The 15,198-nt window shown below is 75.7% G+C and carries 14 protein-coding genes and 1 riboswitch; of the genes, 6 read left to right on the top strand and 8 right to left on the bottom strand.

What is annotated here, in order from left to right:
* Position 1: 1 nt before the first annotated feature.
* A complete protein-coding gene (locus ABT238_RS11075; RefSeq protein WP_350562096.1) occupies positions 2–787 on the top strand; it encodes an ABC transporter permease in 786 nt (261 codons plus the stop codon).
* 240 nt (positions 788–1,027) lie between these two features.
* Positions 1,028–1,615: a TMEM165/GDT1 family protein gene (locus ABT238_RS11070; RefSeq protein WP_350562098.1), complete on the top strand. Its 588-nt coding sequence runs from the start codon at positions 1,028–1,030 to the stop codon at positions 1,613–1,615.
* A gap of 66 nt (positions 1,616–1,681) precedes the next feature.
* Here the strand turns inward: ABT238_RS11070 and ABT238_RS11065 are convergent, their stop codons facing one another.
* Positions 1,682–2,845, bottom strand: a complete 1,164-nt coding sequence (locus ABT238_RS11065; RefSeq protein WP_350756644.1) for a peptidoglycan-binding domain-containing protein — start codon at positions 2,843–2,845, stop codon at positions 1,682–1,684.
* A 321-nt stretch (positions 2,846–3,166) separates the two neighbouring features.
* Here ABT238_RS11065 and ABT238_RS11060 point away from each other — a divergent pair, with 321 nt between their 5' ends.
* The gene (locus ABT238_RS11060; protein WP_350562102.1) at positions 3,167–5,269 is read left to right on the top strand and encodes an MDR family MFS transporter; all 2,103 of its coding nucleotides are present in this window, start codon (positions 3,167–3,169) and stop codon (positions 5,267–5,269) included.
* 6 nt (positions 5,270–5,275) lie between these two features.
* Here the strand turns inward: ABT238_RS11060 and ABT238_RS11055 are convergent, their stop codons facing one another.
* Positions 5,276–5,755, bottom strand: coding sequence for a MarR family winged helix-turn-helix transcriptional regulator (locus ABT238_RS11055; RefSeq protein ID WP_350562104.1), 480 nt, complete (start codon positions 5,753–5,755; stop codon positions 5,276–5,278).
* A 63-nt stretch (positions 5,756–5,818) separates the two neighbouring features.
* Here ABT238_RS11055 and ABT238_RS11050 point away from each other — a divergent pair, with 63 nt between their 5' ends.
* Both ABT238_RS11050 and ABT238_RS11045 read left to right on the top strand, forming a co-directional pair.
* Positions 5,819–6,190 carry a cupin domain-containing protein gene (locus tag ABT238_RS11050; RefSeq protein WP_350756641.1) on the top strand — a complete coding sequence of 124 codons (372 nt, stop codon included), beginning with the start codon at positions 5,819–5,821 and terminating at the stop codon, positions 6,188–6,190.
* Between the two features lie 45 nt (positions 6,191–6,235).
* The gene (locus ABT238_RS11045; RefSeq protein ID WP_350562108.1) at positions 6,236–6,562 is read left to right on the top strand and encodes an antibiotic biosynthesis monooxygenase family protein; all 327 of its coding nucleotides are present in this window, start codon (positions 6,236–6,238) and stop codon (positions 6,560–6,562) included.
* A 76-nt stretch (positions 6,563–6,638) separates the two neighbouring features.
* Here ABT238_RS11045 and ABT238_RS11040 read toward each other — a convergent pair whose 3' ends face one another.
* From ABT238_RS11040 to ABT238_RS11015, 6 genes are all read right to left on the bottom strand, one after another.
* Positions 6,639–7,541 carry an ECF transporter S component gene (locus ABT238_RS11040; RefSeq protein WP_350562110.1) on the bottom strand — a complete coding sequence of 301 codons (903 nt, stop codon included), beginning with the start codon at positions 7,539–7,541 and terminating at the stop codon, positions 6,639–6,641.
* The gene (locus ABT238_RS11035; RefSeq protein ID WP_350756639.1) at positions 7,538–9,160 is read right to left on the bottom strand and encodes an ABC transporter ATP-binding protein; all 1,623 of its coding nucleotides are present in this window, start codon (positions 9,158–9,160) and stop codon (positions 7,538–7,540) included. Before ABT238_RS11035 ends, ABT238_RS11040 begins: the two co-directional genes overlap by 4 nt.
* On the bottom strand, positions 9,157–10,374 hold the full coding sequence (locus tag ABT238_RS11030; RefSeq protein WP_350756636.1) for a CbiQ family ECF transporter T component: 1,218 nt from the start codon (positions 10,372–10,374) through the stop codon (positions 9,157–9,159). The genes ABT238_RS11035 and ABT238_RS11030 overlap by 4 nt, the downstream gene beginning before the upstream one ends.
* A 241-nt stretch (positions 10,375–10,615) precedes the next feature.
* Positions 10,616–11,422, bottom strand: a complete 807-nt coding sequence (locus tag ABT238_RS11025) for an SCO2322 family protein (RefSeq protein ID WP_350756633.1) — start codon at positions 11,420–11,422, stop codon at positions 10,616–10,618.
* The gene (locus tag ABT238_RS11020; RefSeq protein ID WP_350756631.1) at positions 11,419–12,723 is read right to left on the bottom strand and encodes an SCO2321 family membrane protein; all 1,305 of its coding nucleotides are present in this window, start codon (positions 12,721–12,723) and stop codon (positions 11,419–11,421) included. Before ABT238_RS11020 ends, ABT238_RS11025 begins: the two co-directional genes overlap by 4 nt.
* Before the next feature lie 114 nt (positions 12,724–12,837).
* A riboswitch (cobalamin riboswitch) is annotated at positions 12,838–12,907 on the bottom strand.
* A gap of 107 nt (positions 12,908–13,014) precedes the next feature.
* Positions 13,015–13,638 (bottom strand): TetR family transcriptional regulator, encoded by a 624-nt coding sequence (locus ABT238_RS11015; protein ID WP_502891420.1) that lies wholly within the window; start codon positions 13,636–13,638, stop codon positions 13,015–13,017.
* A gap of 229 nt (positions 13,639–13,867) precedes the next feature.
* On the opposite strand from ABT238_RS11015, the gene ABT238_RS11010 reads away from it, so the two are divergent.
* Positions 13,868–15,178 carry a glycosyltransferase family 4 protein gene (locus tag ABT238_RS11010; RefSeq protein ID WP_350562120.1) on the top strand — a complete coding sequence of 437 codons (1,311 nt, stop codon included), beginning with the start codon at positions 13,868–13,870 and terminating at the stop codon, positions 15,176–15,178.
* Positions 15,179–15,198 lie beyond the last annotated feature (20 nt).

Below are 15,198 nucleotides of genomic sequence, written 5' to 3'. Positions count from 1 at the left end.
GGTGGTCCCTCTCGCCGAGGGCGACCGGCTGCTGCCGGTCACCCCGGGCCTGGGCGCGGTCACCGCCGTGCTGCTGCTGGCCGCCGTCGCCGTCGCCGGGTGGGGCCGGCTCGGCCAGGGGCGCGCCGTCCTGCGGGCCGGGCTGCGCGCGCTGGTGCAACTGGCCGCCGTCGCGCTGGTGATCACCTGGGTGGTCGGCTCGCGCTGGTGGTCGGCGCTCTTCGTGCTGCTGATGTTCGCCGTCGCGGTGCGCACCGCCGGGCGGCGGATGGTGCCGGCCCCCGCGCGCGGGTGGGGGTGGGCGGCCGCGCCGATCGGGGCCGGGGTGCTGCCGGTGCTGGTGCTGCTGCTCGGCACCGGGCTGCTGCCGCCGAAGGGCCTGTCGGTCATCCCGGTCGCCGGCATCCTGATCGGCGGCGCGCTCACCGCCACCTCGCTGTCCGGGCGGCGCGCCCTGGACGAGCTGCGCCAGCGGCACGGCGAGGTCGAGGCGGCGCTGGCCCTCGGCTTCGAGGAGCGGGACGCCCGGATGGAGATCTGCCGCACCGCCGCCGCCACCTCGCTCGTCCCGGCGCTCGACCAGACCCGGACGGTGGGGCTGGTCACCCTGCCGGGCGCGTTCGTCGGCATGCTGCTCGGCGGGGCCTCGCCGGTCCAGGCGGGCGCGGTGCAGCTGTTCGTGCTGGTCGGGCTGCTGGCGGTGGAGTCGGTGGCGGTCGTGGTGGTGCTGGAGCTGGTCGGCCGGGGGCTGGTCGGCGCCGGCCGGCCGGGAGACGGCATCGGGTAGGCTTGGCGCGTTGAAGGGGAGTAGCCCTCCACCGGACCGTCGACATACTGGCCCCCTCGGGCCCGGCGCCCGGGGCACCACGGTCCGCGCGACCGGTGCCGGCGAGACCTTCGGCCGCAGTGCTGTGCGTTCGCGTCCTGGCGCGTTCCGCGAATCACCCACCAGCGCTGTCGGGCCGGAGCGACCCCCTGACGGAGCTGCTGCGGGCCGGCAGCCCGAACCCGAGGGACACCACCCCCGATGAGTCTGACCGTCGCCGCGATCACGTTCGGCATCGTCTTCCTGTCAGAGCTGCCCGACAAGACCGCCCTGGCCAGCCTGATGCTCGGCGCCAAGTACCGGGCGAGCTACGTCTTCGCCGGGATCGCCGCCGCCTTCGCCCTGCAGGTGGGCATCGCCCTGGTCGCCGGGCACCTGCTCTCGCTGCTGCCGCACCGCTGGGTGGAGGGCGTCACCGGCGTGCTGTTCCTGGCCGGCGCGGCGATGCTGCTGTTCCACGGCGGGGGTGACGACGAGGACGGGCACGCCGCCAAGGAGCCGTCCTCCAGCAGCTTCTGGAAGGTCGCCGGGGCCAGCTTCGTGGTCGTGGCGATCGCCGAGTTCGGTGACCTGACCCAGATCATGACCGCCAACCTGGCCGCCAAGTACGCCGACCCGCTCGCGGTGGGCCTGGGTGCCTGGCTGGCGCTGTGCTCGGTCGCGGGGATCGCGATCCTGGGCGGGCAGAAGCTGCTGAAGCACGTCCCGATGAAGATGATCATCCGGGTCGCGGCGAGCGTGATGGTGCTGATGGCCGCGTTCAGCATCTTCCAGGCGATCAAGGGCTGACGCGACGGGCGGTCCGGCGGACGGGGCGCACCGGCTGCTCGGCGGCCGGGTGCGCCCCGTGTCCGTTCAGCAGCCGGTGCGCCCTTCCAGGGCGGCGCGGGTGACCGGGCCGTAGACGCCGCGGGCGTCGCCCCGGATGCCGTTGATGTCCTGGAAGTACGTGACGATGAGCCTGGTGCGGTCGTCGTACTTGCCGGTCGGGGGCACCTTCTCCCAGCAGATCACGACGCTGAGCTGCCGTTGGAGCGCCTGGACGTCGGGCCCCTCCATCCCGTACTCCAGCACGCGGACCGTCGGCGTCGGCGTCGGCTTCGGAGTCGCGGTGGGGGCCGGGGTGGGCGGCGCGGTGGTCGGCGCCGGCGGCGGGGTGGTGGGCAGCGGCGCCGGGGGCGCGGGCGGGGCGGTGGCGGGCTGGTCCGGCTCCGGCGCCTTCACCGGGGGAGCGGCGGCCTCCGTGGTGGCGGGCGCGGCCGGGGGCGGGGTGCCGGTCGCCGATCTGGTCGGTGACGCCTTGGCGGTCGTCCGGGTGGGGGTCGGCGTCGGGGCGGACTCGGTGGACTCGGCGGGCTGCGGAGCGCTGGGGCTCGGCTGGGCCGGGGTGCTCGGGTCCACCGGTGCGAGGCCGAGCGTGGCGGTCGGCGCGGGGGCGGCCCGGTCGTTCGGCTCGGAGGACGGGGTGATCGCGTAGGCGAGACCCACGGTGACCGCCAGCAGTCCGGCGCCGGCCGCGATCAGCAGGCCCTTGCGGCGGGCGAGCGGGCCGCGGGCGCCCTCCTGCTCCGCCGCGCGCCGGGCGGCCCGGCCGCCGCCGGGCGCGGCGGGGGCGACCGGGAACACGCCGAGCTCGTCCGCGTCCGGCGCGGGAACACCGTCCGGCTGCGGCTGTTGCGGCTGTTGCGGCTGCTGTGGCGGGAACGGCGGGGCCGAGGCGACGGGCGGCAGCACGGTGGTCGCGTAGGCGTCGGCGTCCGGGCCCAGCGGGGGAACGGCGGCCGGTGCGTCCGGCGGGCCGGCCGGGGGCAGCACGGTGGTGCCGAACGGGTCGCCGGCCACTCCGTCCGGCGGGCCGTCCACGACCTGGCCGACGGCCTGCGGCACGTACGGGCGCACCAGCGGCGGGCCCTCCATGTGCGGCAGGACGGTGGTCTCGTCGAGGCTGCCGTCCGGGACGAGGCAGCCACAGCCGGCGGAGCGTGCGCTGCCGCACGTCGGGCAGTGCTGGTCCGGCATCGGCCGGCCTCCTCGGGTTCTCGGTCGGTCGCGGTCGCGGTCTCGGACGCGGGTTGCGGTCGGACTCGTGTTCTGGCGGTGGACGGGCCTGATTATGCAGGACGTCCCTGAGGGGGGACAGGGGCGTCCGGCCCGGTGTGGGTGCCTTGTGCCGGTTGGTGGGGGTTGGTGATCGATGAACGGTCGATGCGTCGGGGCCGACGTCCTGATAACGGACGGTCTTACGTTCGGCTCAACTGAAAACGCGCGAAACGGTGCATTTCTGACAGCATGGTGAACCGGGAGTGATCACCGCCGAGCTGCTACGGAGACGGAGACCCCATGACGGATCCGATCGCCGCGTCCGACCAGGGGCCGTCCGACCGGGGGCCGTCGGACCGGATCCCGGCGGGCGAGCCGGGGCCGCCCGGGGCCGGCCACGGCAACCTGTGGGTGCCGATCGGCGCCCTGCTGCTGGCGATGCTGCTCGCGGCGCTCGACCAGACCATCGTCTCCACCGCGCTGCCCACCATCGTCAGCGACCTCGGCGGCCTGGAGCACCTGTCCTGGGTGGTCACCGCCTACCTGCTCGCCTCCACCGCGGCCACCCCGCTCTGGGGCAAGCTCGGCGACATGTACGGCCGGAAGGTGTTCTTCCAGGCGTCCATCGTGATCTTCCTGCTGGGCTCGGTGCTGTGCGGCATCGCCCAGAACATGGGTGAGCTGATCGCCTTCCGCGCCCTCCAGGGCCTGGGCGGCGGCGGTCTGATGGTGCTTTCCCAGGCCATCGTCGGCGACCTCGTGCCACCCCGGGACCGCGGCAGGTACCAGGGCGTCTTCGGCGCCGTCTTCGGTGTCACCAGCGTGCTCGGGCCGCTGCTCGGCGGGCTGTTCGTCGACAACCTCAGCTGGCGCTGGGTGTTCTACATCAACCTGCCGATCGGCGTGGTCGCCCTGGCCGTGATCGCGGCCGTGCTGCCCGGGGCGCAGACCCGCCGCCGGCACCGGATCGACTACCTCGGCACCACGCTGATCGCCGCCGTCGCCACCTGCGTGGTGCTGGTGACCTCGCTCGGCGGGACGACCTGGGGGTGGGGCTCCTGGCAGATCATCGGCCTGGGCGTGCTCGGGCTGGTCCTGCTGCTGGCCTTCGTGCTGGTGGAGCGGACCGCCGCCGAACCCGTCCTGCCGCTGCGGCTGTTCCGCTCCCGGACGTTCAGCCTGGTGGCCGTCATCTCCTTCGTGGTCGGTTTCGCGATGTTCGGCGCGCTCACCTATCTGCCGACCTTCCTCCAGGTCGTCATGGGCGTCTCGCCGACGGTGTCCGGTGTCCATATGCTGCCGATGGTGATCGGCATGCTGGTCACCTCGATCGCCTCCGGTCAGATCGTGTCCCGCACCGGTCACTACCGGACCTTCCCGATCGCCGGCTCGGCCATCACCGTCGTCGGCCTGCTGCTGCTCTCCCTGCTCGACGAGCACACCAGCACCTTCGTGATGAGCTGTTACTTCCTGGTCTTCGGCCTCGGGCTTGGCCTGGTGATGCAGGTGCTGGTGCTGATCGTGCAGAACTCGGTCGGCTACCAGGACCTCGGCGTCGCCACCGCCGGCGCCACCTTCTTCCGCTCCATCGGCGCCTCCGTCGGCGTCTCGGTCTTCGGTACCGTCTTCGCCTCCGGCCTGGACCGCCGGCTGGGGGAGGCACTGGCCGGCGTCCCGTTGCCGCCCGGCTTCGACCCCGGGGTGATCACCTCCGACCCGCGCGTCGTCGAGGTGCTGCCCGCCGCCCTCCAGGACGCGGTCCACCACGCCTACGCCGAGTCGATCACCCGGGTCTTCCTGTACGCGGTGCCGGTGGCCGCGGTCGCCTTCGTCCTCTCGCTGTTCCTGCGGGAGCAGAAGCTGCGCAGCACCGTGACCGCCCCCGACCTCGGCGAGTCGATCGGCCTCAATCCGGTGGAGCGCTCCTCGCTGGACGAGATCAGCCGGGCCCTGTCCGTGCTGAACACCCGGGAGGCCCGGCGCGACCTGTTCAAGCGGATCACCGCCACCGCCGGGCTCGACCTCAAGCCCGCCTCCAGCTGGCTGCTGCTCCAGATGCACCATCACGGCTCGGTGGAGCCCGCCGAACTGGCGGAGCGCCGGATCGTCCCGTTCGCGGTGGTGGAGGAGGCGGTGCGCGAGGTCGAGGGCCGGGGCCTGGCCGCACGCAGCGGCGGGTTGCCGCTGCGGCTCACCGAGCCGGGGGAAGCGGCGGCGCTCCAGCTGGTCGCCGCCCGCCGCGAGCAGCTGGCCGAACTTCTCGGCGACTGGGACGAGAAGCAGTTCGACGACCTCGCCGAACTGCTCACCCGGCTGGCCTCCTCGCTCGGCGCCGACCCCCGCGACCGGCCGGATCCGATCGGCCACGAGCCCCCGTACCACGGCGAGGGCCGCTCCTTCTGACCCGTCCTACGGGGCTCCGAACCAGCGCGGGGTGTCCAGCCGGAACGGGTCCCCGGGCGCGAGCGTGCGCAGCGCGTCCTCCAGCCCCCGCAACCGCTCCTCCCCGCCGAGCTTCCCGGCCCACTCCACCCGGAGCTCGTCGAAGATCCGGGCCGAGCGGACCAGGCTGTCGACCCCGCGCGCCGTCAGCCGGACCACCTTGCGCCGGGCGTCCGCCGGATCGCTGCCGCGCTCCACGTAGCCGAGCCGTTCGAGCTGCTCGACGGTCTTGCCGGCCGCCTGCTTGGACACCCCGAGCCGCCGGCCCAGTTCGACGGCGGTGGTGCCATCCGGCCCGATCGCCTGGAACACGAACCCGTGCATCGGCCGGAAGTCGGGGTGTCCCTCGCGGGCGATCCGCTCGTGCAGCTCGTCGATGATCAGCCGGAACGCGAACAGCAGCCGCAGCGGCAGCTCGAACCCCGGCCCGGCCTGCTCACTTGACACGATAGACAACCTCATTGACCATATAGACAACTCGGTTGTCCATCTTAGAGGAGAAACCAGGCCTTGTCCGTCATCCGCCACGCAGACGCCCGCCGCACCGAGACCCCCAGCGCCGTCATGACCACCTGCGCCTCGCCCACCCAGGGCGGCACCGGCCTCTCGGTGTGGCGCGTCGAGATGCCCCCGGCCCGCACCGGCCCCCGGCACGCCATGGACACCGAGCAGGTGTGGACCTTCCTCACCGGCTCCGCCGCCGTCGAACTGGCCGGCGCGGAACTCCGCCTCGGCGCCGGCGACACCCTCGTCCTGCCCGCGGACGCCCCGCGCCGGCTGCGCACCGACGAGGGCTTCACCGCCGTCGTCGCCTCCCCGGCCCCGTCCATGGCCCGCAACCTGGACACCGGGGACCGGGTGGCCCCGCCGTGGATCGTGTGAGGTGTAGCAGACTGCCTTCTCAGAACAACCCCGAGGAGGTACGGCGTGTCCGTCGTCAAGATCAATGTCCTGACCGTCCCCGCTGAGCAGCGGGAGGAACTGGAGAAGCGCTTCGCCGCGCGGGCCGGGGCGGTGGAGAACTCCGACGGCTTCGAGTACTTCGAGCTGCTCCGCCCGGTCGAGGGCACCGACCAGTACCTCGTCTACACCCGCTGGCGCGACGAGGAGTCCTTCCAGGCCTGGCTCTCGGGCCCGATGCAGGCCGCCCACCGCCCGGCCTCCCCGGAGGGCGAGGCCCCCAAGCGCCCCGCCGCCACCGGCTCCACCCTCTGGTCCTTCGACGTCGTCCAGGCCACCGGCCCGAAGGCCTGACCCGCCGCGCACGACGCCGCGCCCCGGACCGCAGCGGTCCGGGGCGCGGCGTCGTGCGGTGCCCCGGTGCGGGGGATCAGGGGGTGGTGCGGTTCACCCCTTCGGACGGCGGGGTGCTGCCGGATGGGCGAGCCGGCGGGTGGAAGGCGACCGGGGCGCTGAAGGCGGCGCGGCGGGTGGCCCGGCGCAGGGCGCGCAGCACGGGGGTGCCGAGGGAGAGGCAGAGGACCACGGTGAGGGCGGCGCGCGGGAGGTCCCAGCCGAGGGAGGTGGTGAGGCAGTAGGCGGCGAAGCGGACCAGGTTGTCGGAGAGCGGGTCTCCCGGGACGAAGGAGATCGAGCTCGCGAGGCCCGCGATGTAGGGCCAGCCCTGGAGGTTCATGATCACGCCGTAGAGGAGCGAGGCCGTGGCCCCGTATCCCGCGAGCAGCAGGAGTTCGCGGCGGCCGCGCAGGCGGGCCGGGCCGGGCAGGAGGCCCGCGCCGAGGCTCACCCAGCCCATGGCGAGCATCTGGAACGGCAGCCAGGGGCCGACACCGCCGGTGAGCAGGGCGGAGGCGAACATCGACAGCGCGCCGAGCACGAAGCCGAAGCCGGGTCCGAGCACCCGGCCGGCCAGCACCATCAGGAAGAACATCGGCTCCAGCCCGGCGGTGCCCGCCCCGAGCGGGCGCAGGGCCGCGCCGGCGGCGGCCAGCACCCCGAGCAGGGCCACCGACTTGGCGTCCAGGCCGGGGGCGCCGCCGCCCGCCGCGCGGCCCTCGGAGATCTGGGCGACGAGGACGGCGAGCAGGAGCGGCAGGAGCAGGGCGAACAGCCAGGGGGCGTCGGCGGAGTGGCCGACCAGGGCGGAGTCCGTGGCGGCGAGCAGCGGCCAGCCGAAGCCCGCCACGCCGACCAGCGAGACCAGGGCGAGGGCGAGGACCGAGCGGCGGCCGAGCGGGACGGGTCGGGCCAGCGGGGCGTGGGGCGGGTTCACTCGGCGGCCCCCGCGAGGGCGTCGGCGACCTGGTGGACGGTGAGCCAGGGGCCGGGGGCGAGGACCTTGGCGACCTGCGGGGCGAACGCCGGCGAGCCGAGCACCACCTCGGGCGTCGGACCGTCCGCGACGATCTCGCCGTCGGCCAGCACGGCCGTGCGGTGGGAGAGTTCGGCCGCCAGTTCGACGTCGTGGGTGGCCAGGAGCACGGCGTGGCCCTCGGCGACGAGGGCGCGCAGGATCTCGACCAGCCGGGCCTTCGCGGCGTAGTCGAGGCCCCGGGTGGGCTCGTCGAGCAGGATCAGCGGCGGGCGGGCGGTCAGCACCACCGCCAGGGCGAGGGTGAGGCGCTGGCCCTCGGAGAGGTCGCGCGGGTGGGCGGAGTCGGCGAGGCCGGGCAGCAGCCGTTCCACCAGGGCGCGGCAGGTGCCGGGCGCGGCGCCCGCGTCACGGTCGGCGGAGGCGCACTCGGCGGTGACGCTCTCCCCGTAGAGCAGGTCGCGCGGGTCCTGCGGGACGAGGCCGACGTGCCGGATCAGCTCGGCGGGCCGGGTGCGGTGCGGGGTGCGCCCGCCGACGGTGACCGAGCCGGCGGCGGGCGCGTGCAGGCCGACCAGGGTGCCGAGCAGGGTGGACTTGCCGGCGCCGTTGCGGCCCATCAGGGCGGTGACCTCGCCGGGGTGCAGGGTGAGGTCGACGCCGCGCAGCGCGGGGACGGGGCCGCGGCGGACGACCAGGCGGGAGGCGGCGGCGAGCGGGGCGGCCCTGTTCGGCGGGTGGTGGGGGGCCGGGGCGGGCGGGCGGTGGCCGTCGAGGCGGGCGCGCAGCCCGGCGGCCCGGCGGCGGGCGTCGCGGACGGTGAGCGGCAGCGGGTGCCAGCCGGCCAGTCGGCCGAGCCCGACCACCGGCGGGTGCACCGGCGAGTGCGCCATCACCTCGGCCGGTTCGCCGAGCACGGGCGGCGCCCCGGGGGTCAGCAGCAGGACCTGGTCGGCGTACTGGACCACGCGCTCCAGCCGGTGCTCCGCCATCAGCACGGTGGTGCCGAGGTCGTGGACCAGTCGCTGGAGCACGGCCAGCACCTCCTCGGCGGCGCCCGGGTCGAGCGCGGAGGTGGGCTCGTCCAGCACCAGCACGCGCGGGTGGACGGTGAGCACCGAGCCGATCGCGACCCGCTGCTGCTGGCCGCCGGAGAGCGAGGTGAGCGCGCGCCGGCGCAGGTCGGCCAGGCCGAGCAGGTCGAGGGTCTCCTCGACGCGGCGCCGCATCACGTCCGGCGGCAGGCCCAGCGACTCCATGCCGTAGGCGAGTTCGTCCTCGACGGTGTCGGTGACGAAGTGCGCGCGCGGGTCCTGGCCGACCGTGCCGACCAGGTCGGCGAGGTCGCGCGGGCGGTGCTCGCGGGTGTCGCGGCCGCCGACGGTGACCCGCCCGTGCAGCACGCCGCCGGTGAAGTGCGGGACGAGGCCGCTCACCGTGCCGAGCAGGGTGGACTTGCCGGAGCCCGACGGGCCGACGAGCAGGCAGAGTTCGCCCTCGGGGACGGTCAGGTCGACGCCGCTGAGGGTGGGGGCCGCGGCGTCGGCGTACTGGACGCCGACCTGGTCGAAGGTGATCACGAGGTCCTCCGGGGCTCGGTCGGGTCGGTGGTGGCGGTCGGGTCGGTGGTGGCGGTCGGGTCGGTGGGGGTTGTGGCCTCGGTGGTGCCGGTGGTGTGGGCCGGGGTGCCGGTGGCGGGCGGCGGGGGCGGGGCCGCGAACGCGGGGACGAGGCCGAGCAGGACGGCCGCGGCGGCGGCGACCGGCAGGACCGGCGCCGTCGGCGGGACGACGGTGGGGGCGAAGGCGAGCGGATCGAGCGAGGCGAGCCAGGCGGTCGACGCGGCGACCGCGATCCCGGACCCGGCGGTGAGCCACTCGGGCAGCGCCCACGGATCGGGACGGTAGCGCGTCCTGACCGAGCGCCGGCCACCGAGCAGCAGCCCGGCGAAGGCGGCGGCCAGACCGGCCACGAGCACCGGCACCGCCCAGCCGCCGCCGTCCGCGGTCAGCAGCCCGTAGGCGGCCAGGCAGATGCCGAGCAGGCCGGTCAGGGTGAGGACGGCGGTGAGCACGGTGATCCGGCGCGGCACCGCCGCGGTGCGCCCGAACCCGCGGGTGTCCATCGCGGCCGCGAGCGCCACCGAGCGCTCCAGCGCGCCCTCCAGGACGGGCAGGCCGACGCTGAGCACGGCGGCGACGCCCCGGTCGGTGCGCCCGCGCAGGCGGCGGGCGGCGCGCAGGCGCCGGACGTCGGCGATCAGGTTCGGTGCGAAGGTCATCGCGACCACGACGGCGACGCCCGCCTCGTAGAGCGCGCCCGGGAGCGCGCGCAGCAGCCGGGCCGGGCTGGCGAGGGCGTTCGCCGCGCCGACGCAGACCAGCAGGGTGGCCAGCCGCAGTCCGTCGTACAGCGCGGCCAGCAGGCCCTCGGCGGTGACCCGGCCGCCGATCCGCACGCCCTGCGCCCAGACGGGGAGCGGGACCTCGGGGAGGGTGAACAGGACGTGGGTGCCGGCGACCGGCGAGCCGAGGAGGACGGCGAAGACGAGACGGATGCCGAGGACGAGGAGGCCGAGGCGCAGGAACGCGCCGTAGGAGCGCGACCAGGGCGCGTCGCCGCGCCGGGCGGCGACGACGTAGCCGGCGACGGCGGCGAGCAGCAGCAGGACCAGCGGGTTGGTGGTGCGGGTGGCGGCCGCGCCCAGGCCGAGCGCCCACAGCCACCAGGCCCCGGGGTGGAGGTGGCGGGGCCCGGCGGGGGGCCGGCGGCGGGCGGCGCGGGGTGTGGGCACGGTGGGGTCCAACGGTCGGGTCCAGGGGTGGGGTGTCGAGTCGTGCGGGGGAGTGGTGGGCGTGGAGTGGTGGGCGTGGAGTGGGAAGTCGGACCGGCCGACTTCCTGCGCCGGGGCCGGGTCTATGTAGACCGGTCGGCATAGGCGGAATATGTCGACCGGTCTACAGAGAAGCGAATCTGTAGACCGGTCGACATATTCGGTTGCCGGGGAGGGACGGCGGGACCGGGCTGCGTGATCCTCATCGGCGGCGGCGCACCTGCCAGGCGGCGCCCGCGCCGAGCGCGACGACGAGCGCGAGGCCGGCGCCCACCCCGAGGACGGGCCCGCCGGAGGAGGTACGGTCGGCGCTCGCGCTCTCCGTCGTGCGCCCGCCACCGTCCGCTCCGGCGGTCGGCCCACCACCCGGCCCACCACCACCCGGCCCGCCACCACCCGGCTTGGCGGCCGCGCCGAGCTGGTCGGCGCACCCGGCGTGCGGGTAGCCGGCGATGGCGCAGAGCAGGCCGTTCCCGTCGTACCGCAGCGGCGGCGCGACGGTGGCCAGTACCTCCGCCGAGCCGGCCCGCGGCGCGACGGAGGCGCACACGGTGCGCGGTGCCGGCGGAGCCTCGCCGCCCGCCGCGTCGGCGGCGCCGCCGAAGTCCAGGACCACGGCCACCCGCTTGCGCCCGCCCTCCGCCGGAGTCCCGGCGCAGATGGTCTCGAAGTCCCCGCCCGCGCCCGGCCGGGCGGCGTCCCGCCCGCCGTCGGGGCTGACGGCGAACCGCCAGCCCTCCACGTCGCCGTCCGCCGGAACGTGCACGGCCGGCCCCTGCTGCTGGTACGCCCAGCCGCCGTCGGACCAGCGCCAGAACGACCAGTACCGGTACCCGGCGGCCTGTGCCGGCGCGGCGCCGAGCATCAGCAGGATCAGCACCCCGGTGATCATCCCGGCCGTGAACCGCAAGGCCGCCCGCACCACCCGCCGCCGGGTCTCCGACGCGGCGGCGGTGCGGGTGGCGTCCGCCGGCCGGGCCCCGCGGCCGGCCCGGCCGGGGGTGGTCACAGCTTCGCGCCGCGCTTGCGCTGGAGGCTCAGCACGAGACCGCCGCCGATGCCGATCAGCAGGCCGATGCCGAGCGGCCAGTACTTGTTGAGGCTGCCGCCCTCGTCCTTCTTCGCCGTCGCGGACGCACCGGCCGACGCGGACGCGGACGCACCGCCGGAGGCCTTGGGCGCCGGGCCGAGCGCGGTCAGCTGCTTGACCAGGTCCGTCCCGCCGAACGCGGCCGGATCGCGCTGCGCGGCCTGGGCGACCAGCAGCAGTGTGGCGGTGGCGGCGGCGTCGGTGCCGCCCTTCGTCCAGCCGCCGCCCTCCTCGGCCAGCCAGTCGACGGCGCCCGCGGCCTGCTGCGGGTGGCCGCCCTGGACCAGGCCCAGCGCGCCCCAGGCGGTGGCCGCGTAGTCGGGGGCGGGCGCGGCGCCGGGCAGGGTCAGCGTCAGGTGCCGCCCGCCCGCCGCGAGCTGCGCGGTGAGGTACGCGGCCGCCGCCTCCCCAGAGTCGGCGCGCGGGACGGCCGTCCCGGCGGCGCCGTCCGGGCAGACCAGGGCCTTGGGCGCGGCGTCGGTGCGGTTGGTGCTGGTGACCGGCAGCCTGCCGCCGGCCGCGGCGAGCGAGGCCTGGCCGCTGGCCAGGCCGTTGGCCTGGGCGGGGGTGCCGTCCGGCGACGGCTGGTAGACGAAGCCGCCGCGCTGCTCGGCGGGGGCCGCGCAGCCGAGCTGGAAGGCGGCGAGCCCGTCGAAGGCGCTCCTGCCGGCCTTGGCGACGCCCGCCGGGTCGGTCTTGGCGGCGAGCAGGGCGTTGACGGCGAGGCCGGTCGAGTTGGCGTCACCCGGGTTGCCGGGGTTGTAGGCCCAGCTGCCGTCCGCGTTCTGGTTGGCCTTGAGCCACTGGAGGCCCTTGTCCACGGCCTCCTTGTGCCCGCCGAGGGCGACCAGCGCCTGGACCGCGACGGCGGTCGCGTTGCTGTCCTCCGTCGCGGCGTCGCAGGCGGCCGAGGCGTCGGCCCGGTAGGAGGGCCAGCCGCCGTCCGCGCACTGCTGGCCGGTGAGCCAGGCGACCGCGGAGTCGGCCGGGGTCACCTGGGCGGCGGTCAGCGCGGTCAGGGCGAGCGACTGCCGCCAGACGCCGTCGTAGGTCGGGTCGCCCTTGCCGTACAGCCCCTCGGGGACCGCGGCGGAGGGGGCCGTCCCGGTGCCGGGGGCCGTCCCGGTACCGGGGGTGTCGGCCAGGGCCGGGACGGCGGCGGCGCCGGTGAGCAGCGCGGCGGCCAGGGCGGCGGCGCCCAGACGGGCGGCGGTCAGCATGATCGGAGGTATGCCTTTCGATGAGCGGTGCCGGCCCGGGCGGGCCGTTCCGTAGTCCTCGACGGTGCCCGGCGGTGGTCCACCGGGCGCGGGGCCGCTCGCCCCTCCCCGGGCACTCCGACTCGCCCGGCGGACGGGCGCCGGGCTCACGGTTGCGGGGTCAGCGCCGGATTCGCACCGGCTTTCCCCGGAGGAGGGGCGGATGGAGTTGTCCTGCCCGTCGACTTTAGCCGCCGGGCCGGTCGCCGCGGAGCCGTCCGGGTGAGAACAGGTTCCAGTTCGCCCGCCGCCTCAGGGCAGCGTGAGCAGCCGGGCCGCGGTGTGGAGGTCGGCCCGCACCTCGGCGATCGAGGCGCGGCCGGAGAGCCAGGCGACCAGCGCCGCGTGCCAGGTGTGCTCGATCACCCGGACGGCGGCGCGCTGCGCCTCGGTGGGCGGTCCGGACTGCCCGATGGCGTCCAGGATGAGCTGTCCGGTGGCGGCGGAGACCTGGTCCACCTCGGCGCTCACCGAGCGGTCGGCGAACGACAGCGCGCGGACCATCGCCTCGGCCAGCAGCGGCTCGCGCTGCAGCGCGTGGAACGCCCGGGTGAGCGTCTCGGCGACCCGCGGCGCCGGCTCGGCCTCGGCCGGTGGGTGCCGCCGGACCTGCTCCTGCAGGCCGCGCAACTGCTCCAGCATCACCGCCACCAGCAGGTGCACCTTGGACGGGAAGTACCGGTAGAGCGTGCCCAGGGCCACCTGCGCGCCCTCCGCGACCTCCCGCATCTGGACGGCGTCGTACCCGCCGCGCGCGGCCAGCGCGGTCGCGGTCCGCAGGATCCGCCGGCGCCGCTCCGCCTGCCGGGCGGTGAGCTGCGGTTCCTGAGGTGTCGGCAGCGGCGGCGGGGGCGACGGTGCCTGCGGCGACGGCAGTGACGGGGGTGACGGGGGTGAGGGCGGTGACGGCGGTGACGATGACGACGGCAAGGACGCTCCCGGGCGTGGCGCGAATCACCAGCCCTGGATCCTGAGCGCAAGCTACGGGCCGGTATCTTCGAGGTCTCTCATTGTTCACATGGTCACCGGTGGACTCCACGCCCACTGAAACCTGATCTACTTTATCGACCGGCAGCACAGACAGCAGCAGAGATGAGGGCCGACGATGACCGCGCAGCCGCTGCGGATTGCCCTGCTCTCGTACCGCGGCGACCCGTTCTGCGGCGGCCAGGGCGTGTACGTACGGCACCTCTCCCGTGAGCTGGCCCGCCTCGGCCACCACGTGGACGTGATCGGCGCCCAGCCCTACCCCGTCCTGGACGAGGTCGAGGGCCCGGGCTCGGTCCGGCTGGTCGAACTGCCCAGCCTCGACCTCTACCGGGCCGACGACCCCTTCCGCACCCCGGCGCGCGAGGAGTACCGGGGGCCGGTCGACGTCCTGGAGTACCTGACCATGCGCACCGGCGGCTTCCCCGAGCCGCTGACCTTCTCGCTGCGCGCCCGCCAGTACCTGGCCCGCCACCGCGGCCGCTACGACGTCGTGCACGACAACCAGACGCTCGGCTACGGCCTGCTCGGCCTGGCCCGGCACGGCTTCCCGCTGGTCACCACGATCCACCACCCGATCACGGTGGACCGGCGGGTCGAACTGGACGCGGCCACCAGCCGGCTGAAGCGGCTGTCGCTGCGCCGCTGGTACGCCTTCACCCGGATGCAGCGCCGGGTCGCCGCCCGGCTGGACCACATCATCACCGTCTCCGGCACCTCCCAGCGCGAGATCGCCGAGCACCTGGGCGCCGCGCCGCACGCCGTCTCGGTGGTCCCGGTCGGCGCCGACACCCGGCTCTGGTCGCCCTCGGACACGGTGGCGCGGGTGCCCGGCCGGATCGTCACCACCTCCAGCGCGGACGTCCCGCTGAAGGGCCTGGTGCACCTGGTCGGCGCGCTGGCCAAGGTCCGCACCGAACGGGACGCGCACCTGGTCGTGGTCGGCAAGCCGCAGAAGGAGGACGGCCCGATCGCCCGCGCGGTGCGCTCCTTCGGGCTGGAGCGGCACATCGAGTTCCGGCACGGCCTGACCGACCAGGAGCTGGTGGACCTCTACCGCTCGGCCGAGGTGGCCTGCGTGCCGTCGCTCTACGAGGGCTTCTCCCTGCCGGCCGCCGAGGCGATGGCCACCGGCACGCCGCTGGTCGCCACCACCGGCGGGGCGATCCCCGAGGTCGCGGGGCCGGACGGCGAGAGCTGCCTGGCGGTGCCCCCGGGCGACGCGGACGCACTGGCGTCGGCGCTCGGCCGGCTGCTGGACGACCCGGGGCTGCGCGCCGCGCTCGGCGCGGCGGGCCGGGAGCGGGTGCTCGCCCGGTTCACCTGGGAGCGCGCCGCCGAGCTGACCGTCGAGAGCTACCGGGCCGCGATCGCCACCGGGACCGGGGGCGCGGCCCGCTCCGGCCCGGGCTGGCGCTACGTGGCCTGACGGTGTCCGCGGCGAGCGGC

The sequence above is a fragment of the Kitasatospora sp. NPDC001527 genome (assembly GCF_040298605.1).
Taxonomy (GTDB): domain Bacteria; phylum Actinomycetota; class Actinomycetes; order Streptomycetales; family Streptomycetaceae; genus Kitasatospora.
The sequence above is the reverse complement of the archived record's forward strand: the minus strand, read 5'-3'. Positions and strand labels throughout refer to the sequence as shown.

Excerpts from the sequence above, each read along its gene's own strand:
- ABT238_RS11070 (WP_350562098.1), top strand. The coding sequence starts at position 1,028 with ATGAGTCTGACCGTCGCCGCGATCACGTTCGGCATCGTCTTCCTGTCA.
- ABT238_RS11060 (WP_350562102.1), top strand. The coding sequence starts at position 3,167 with ATGACGGATCCGATCGCCGCGTCCGACCAGGGGCCGTCCGACCGGGGG.
- ABT238_RS11010 (WP_350562120.1), top strand. The coding sequence starts at position 13,868 with ATGACCGCGCAGCCGCTGCGGATTGCCCTGCTCTCGTACCGCGGCGAC.
- ABT238_RS11065 (WP_350756644.1), bottom strand. The coding sequence starts at position 2,845 with ATGCCGGACCAGCACTGCCCGACGTGCGGCAGCGCACGCTCCGCCGGC.
- ABT238_RS11020 (WP_350756631.1), bottom strand. The coding sequence starts at position 12,723 with ATGCTGACCGCCGCCCGTCTGGGCGCCGCCGCCCTGGCCGCCGCGCTG.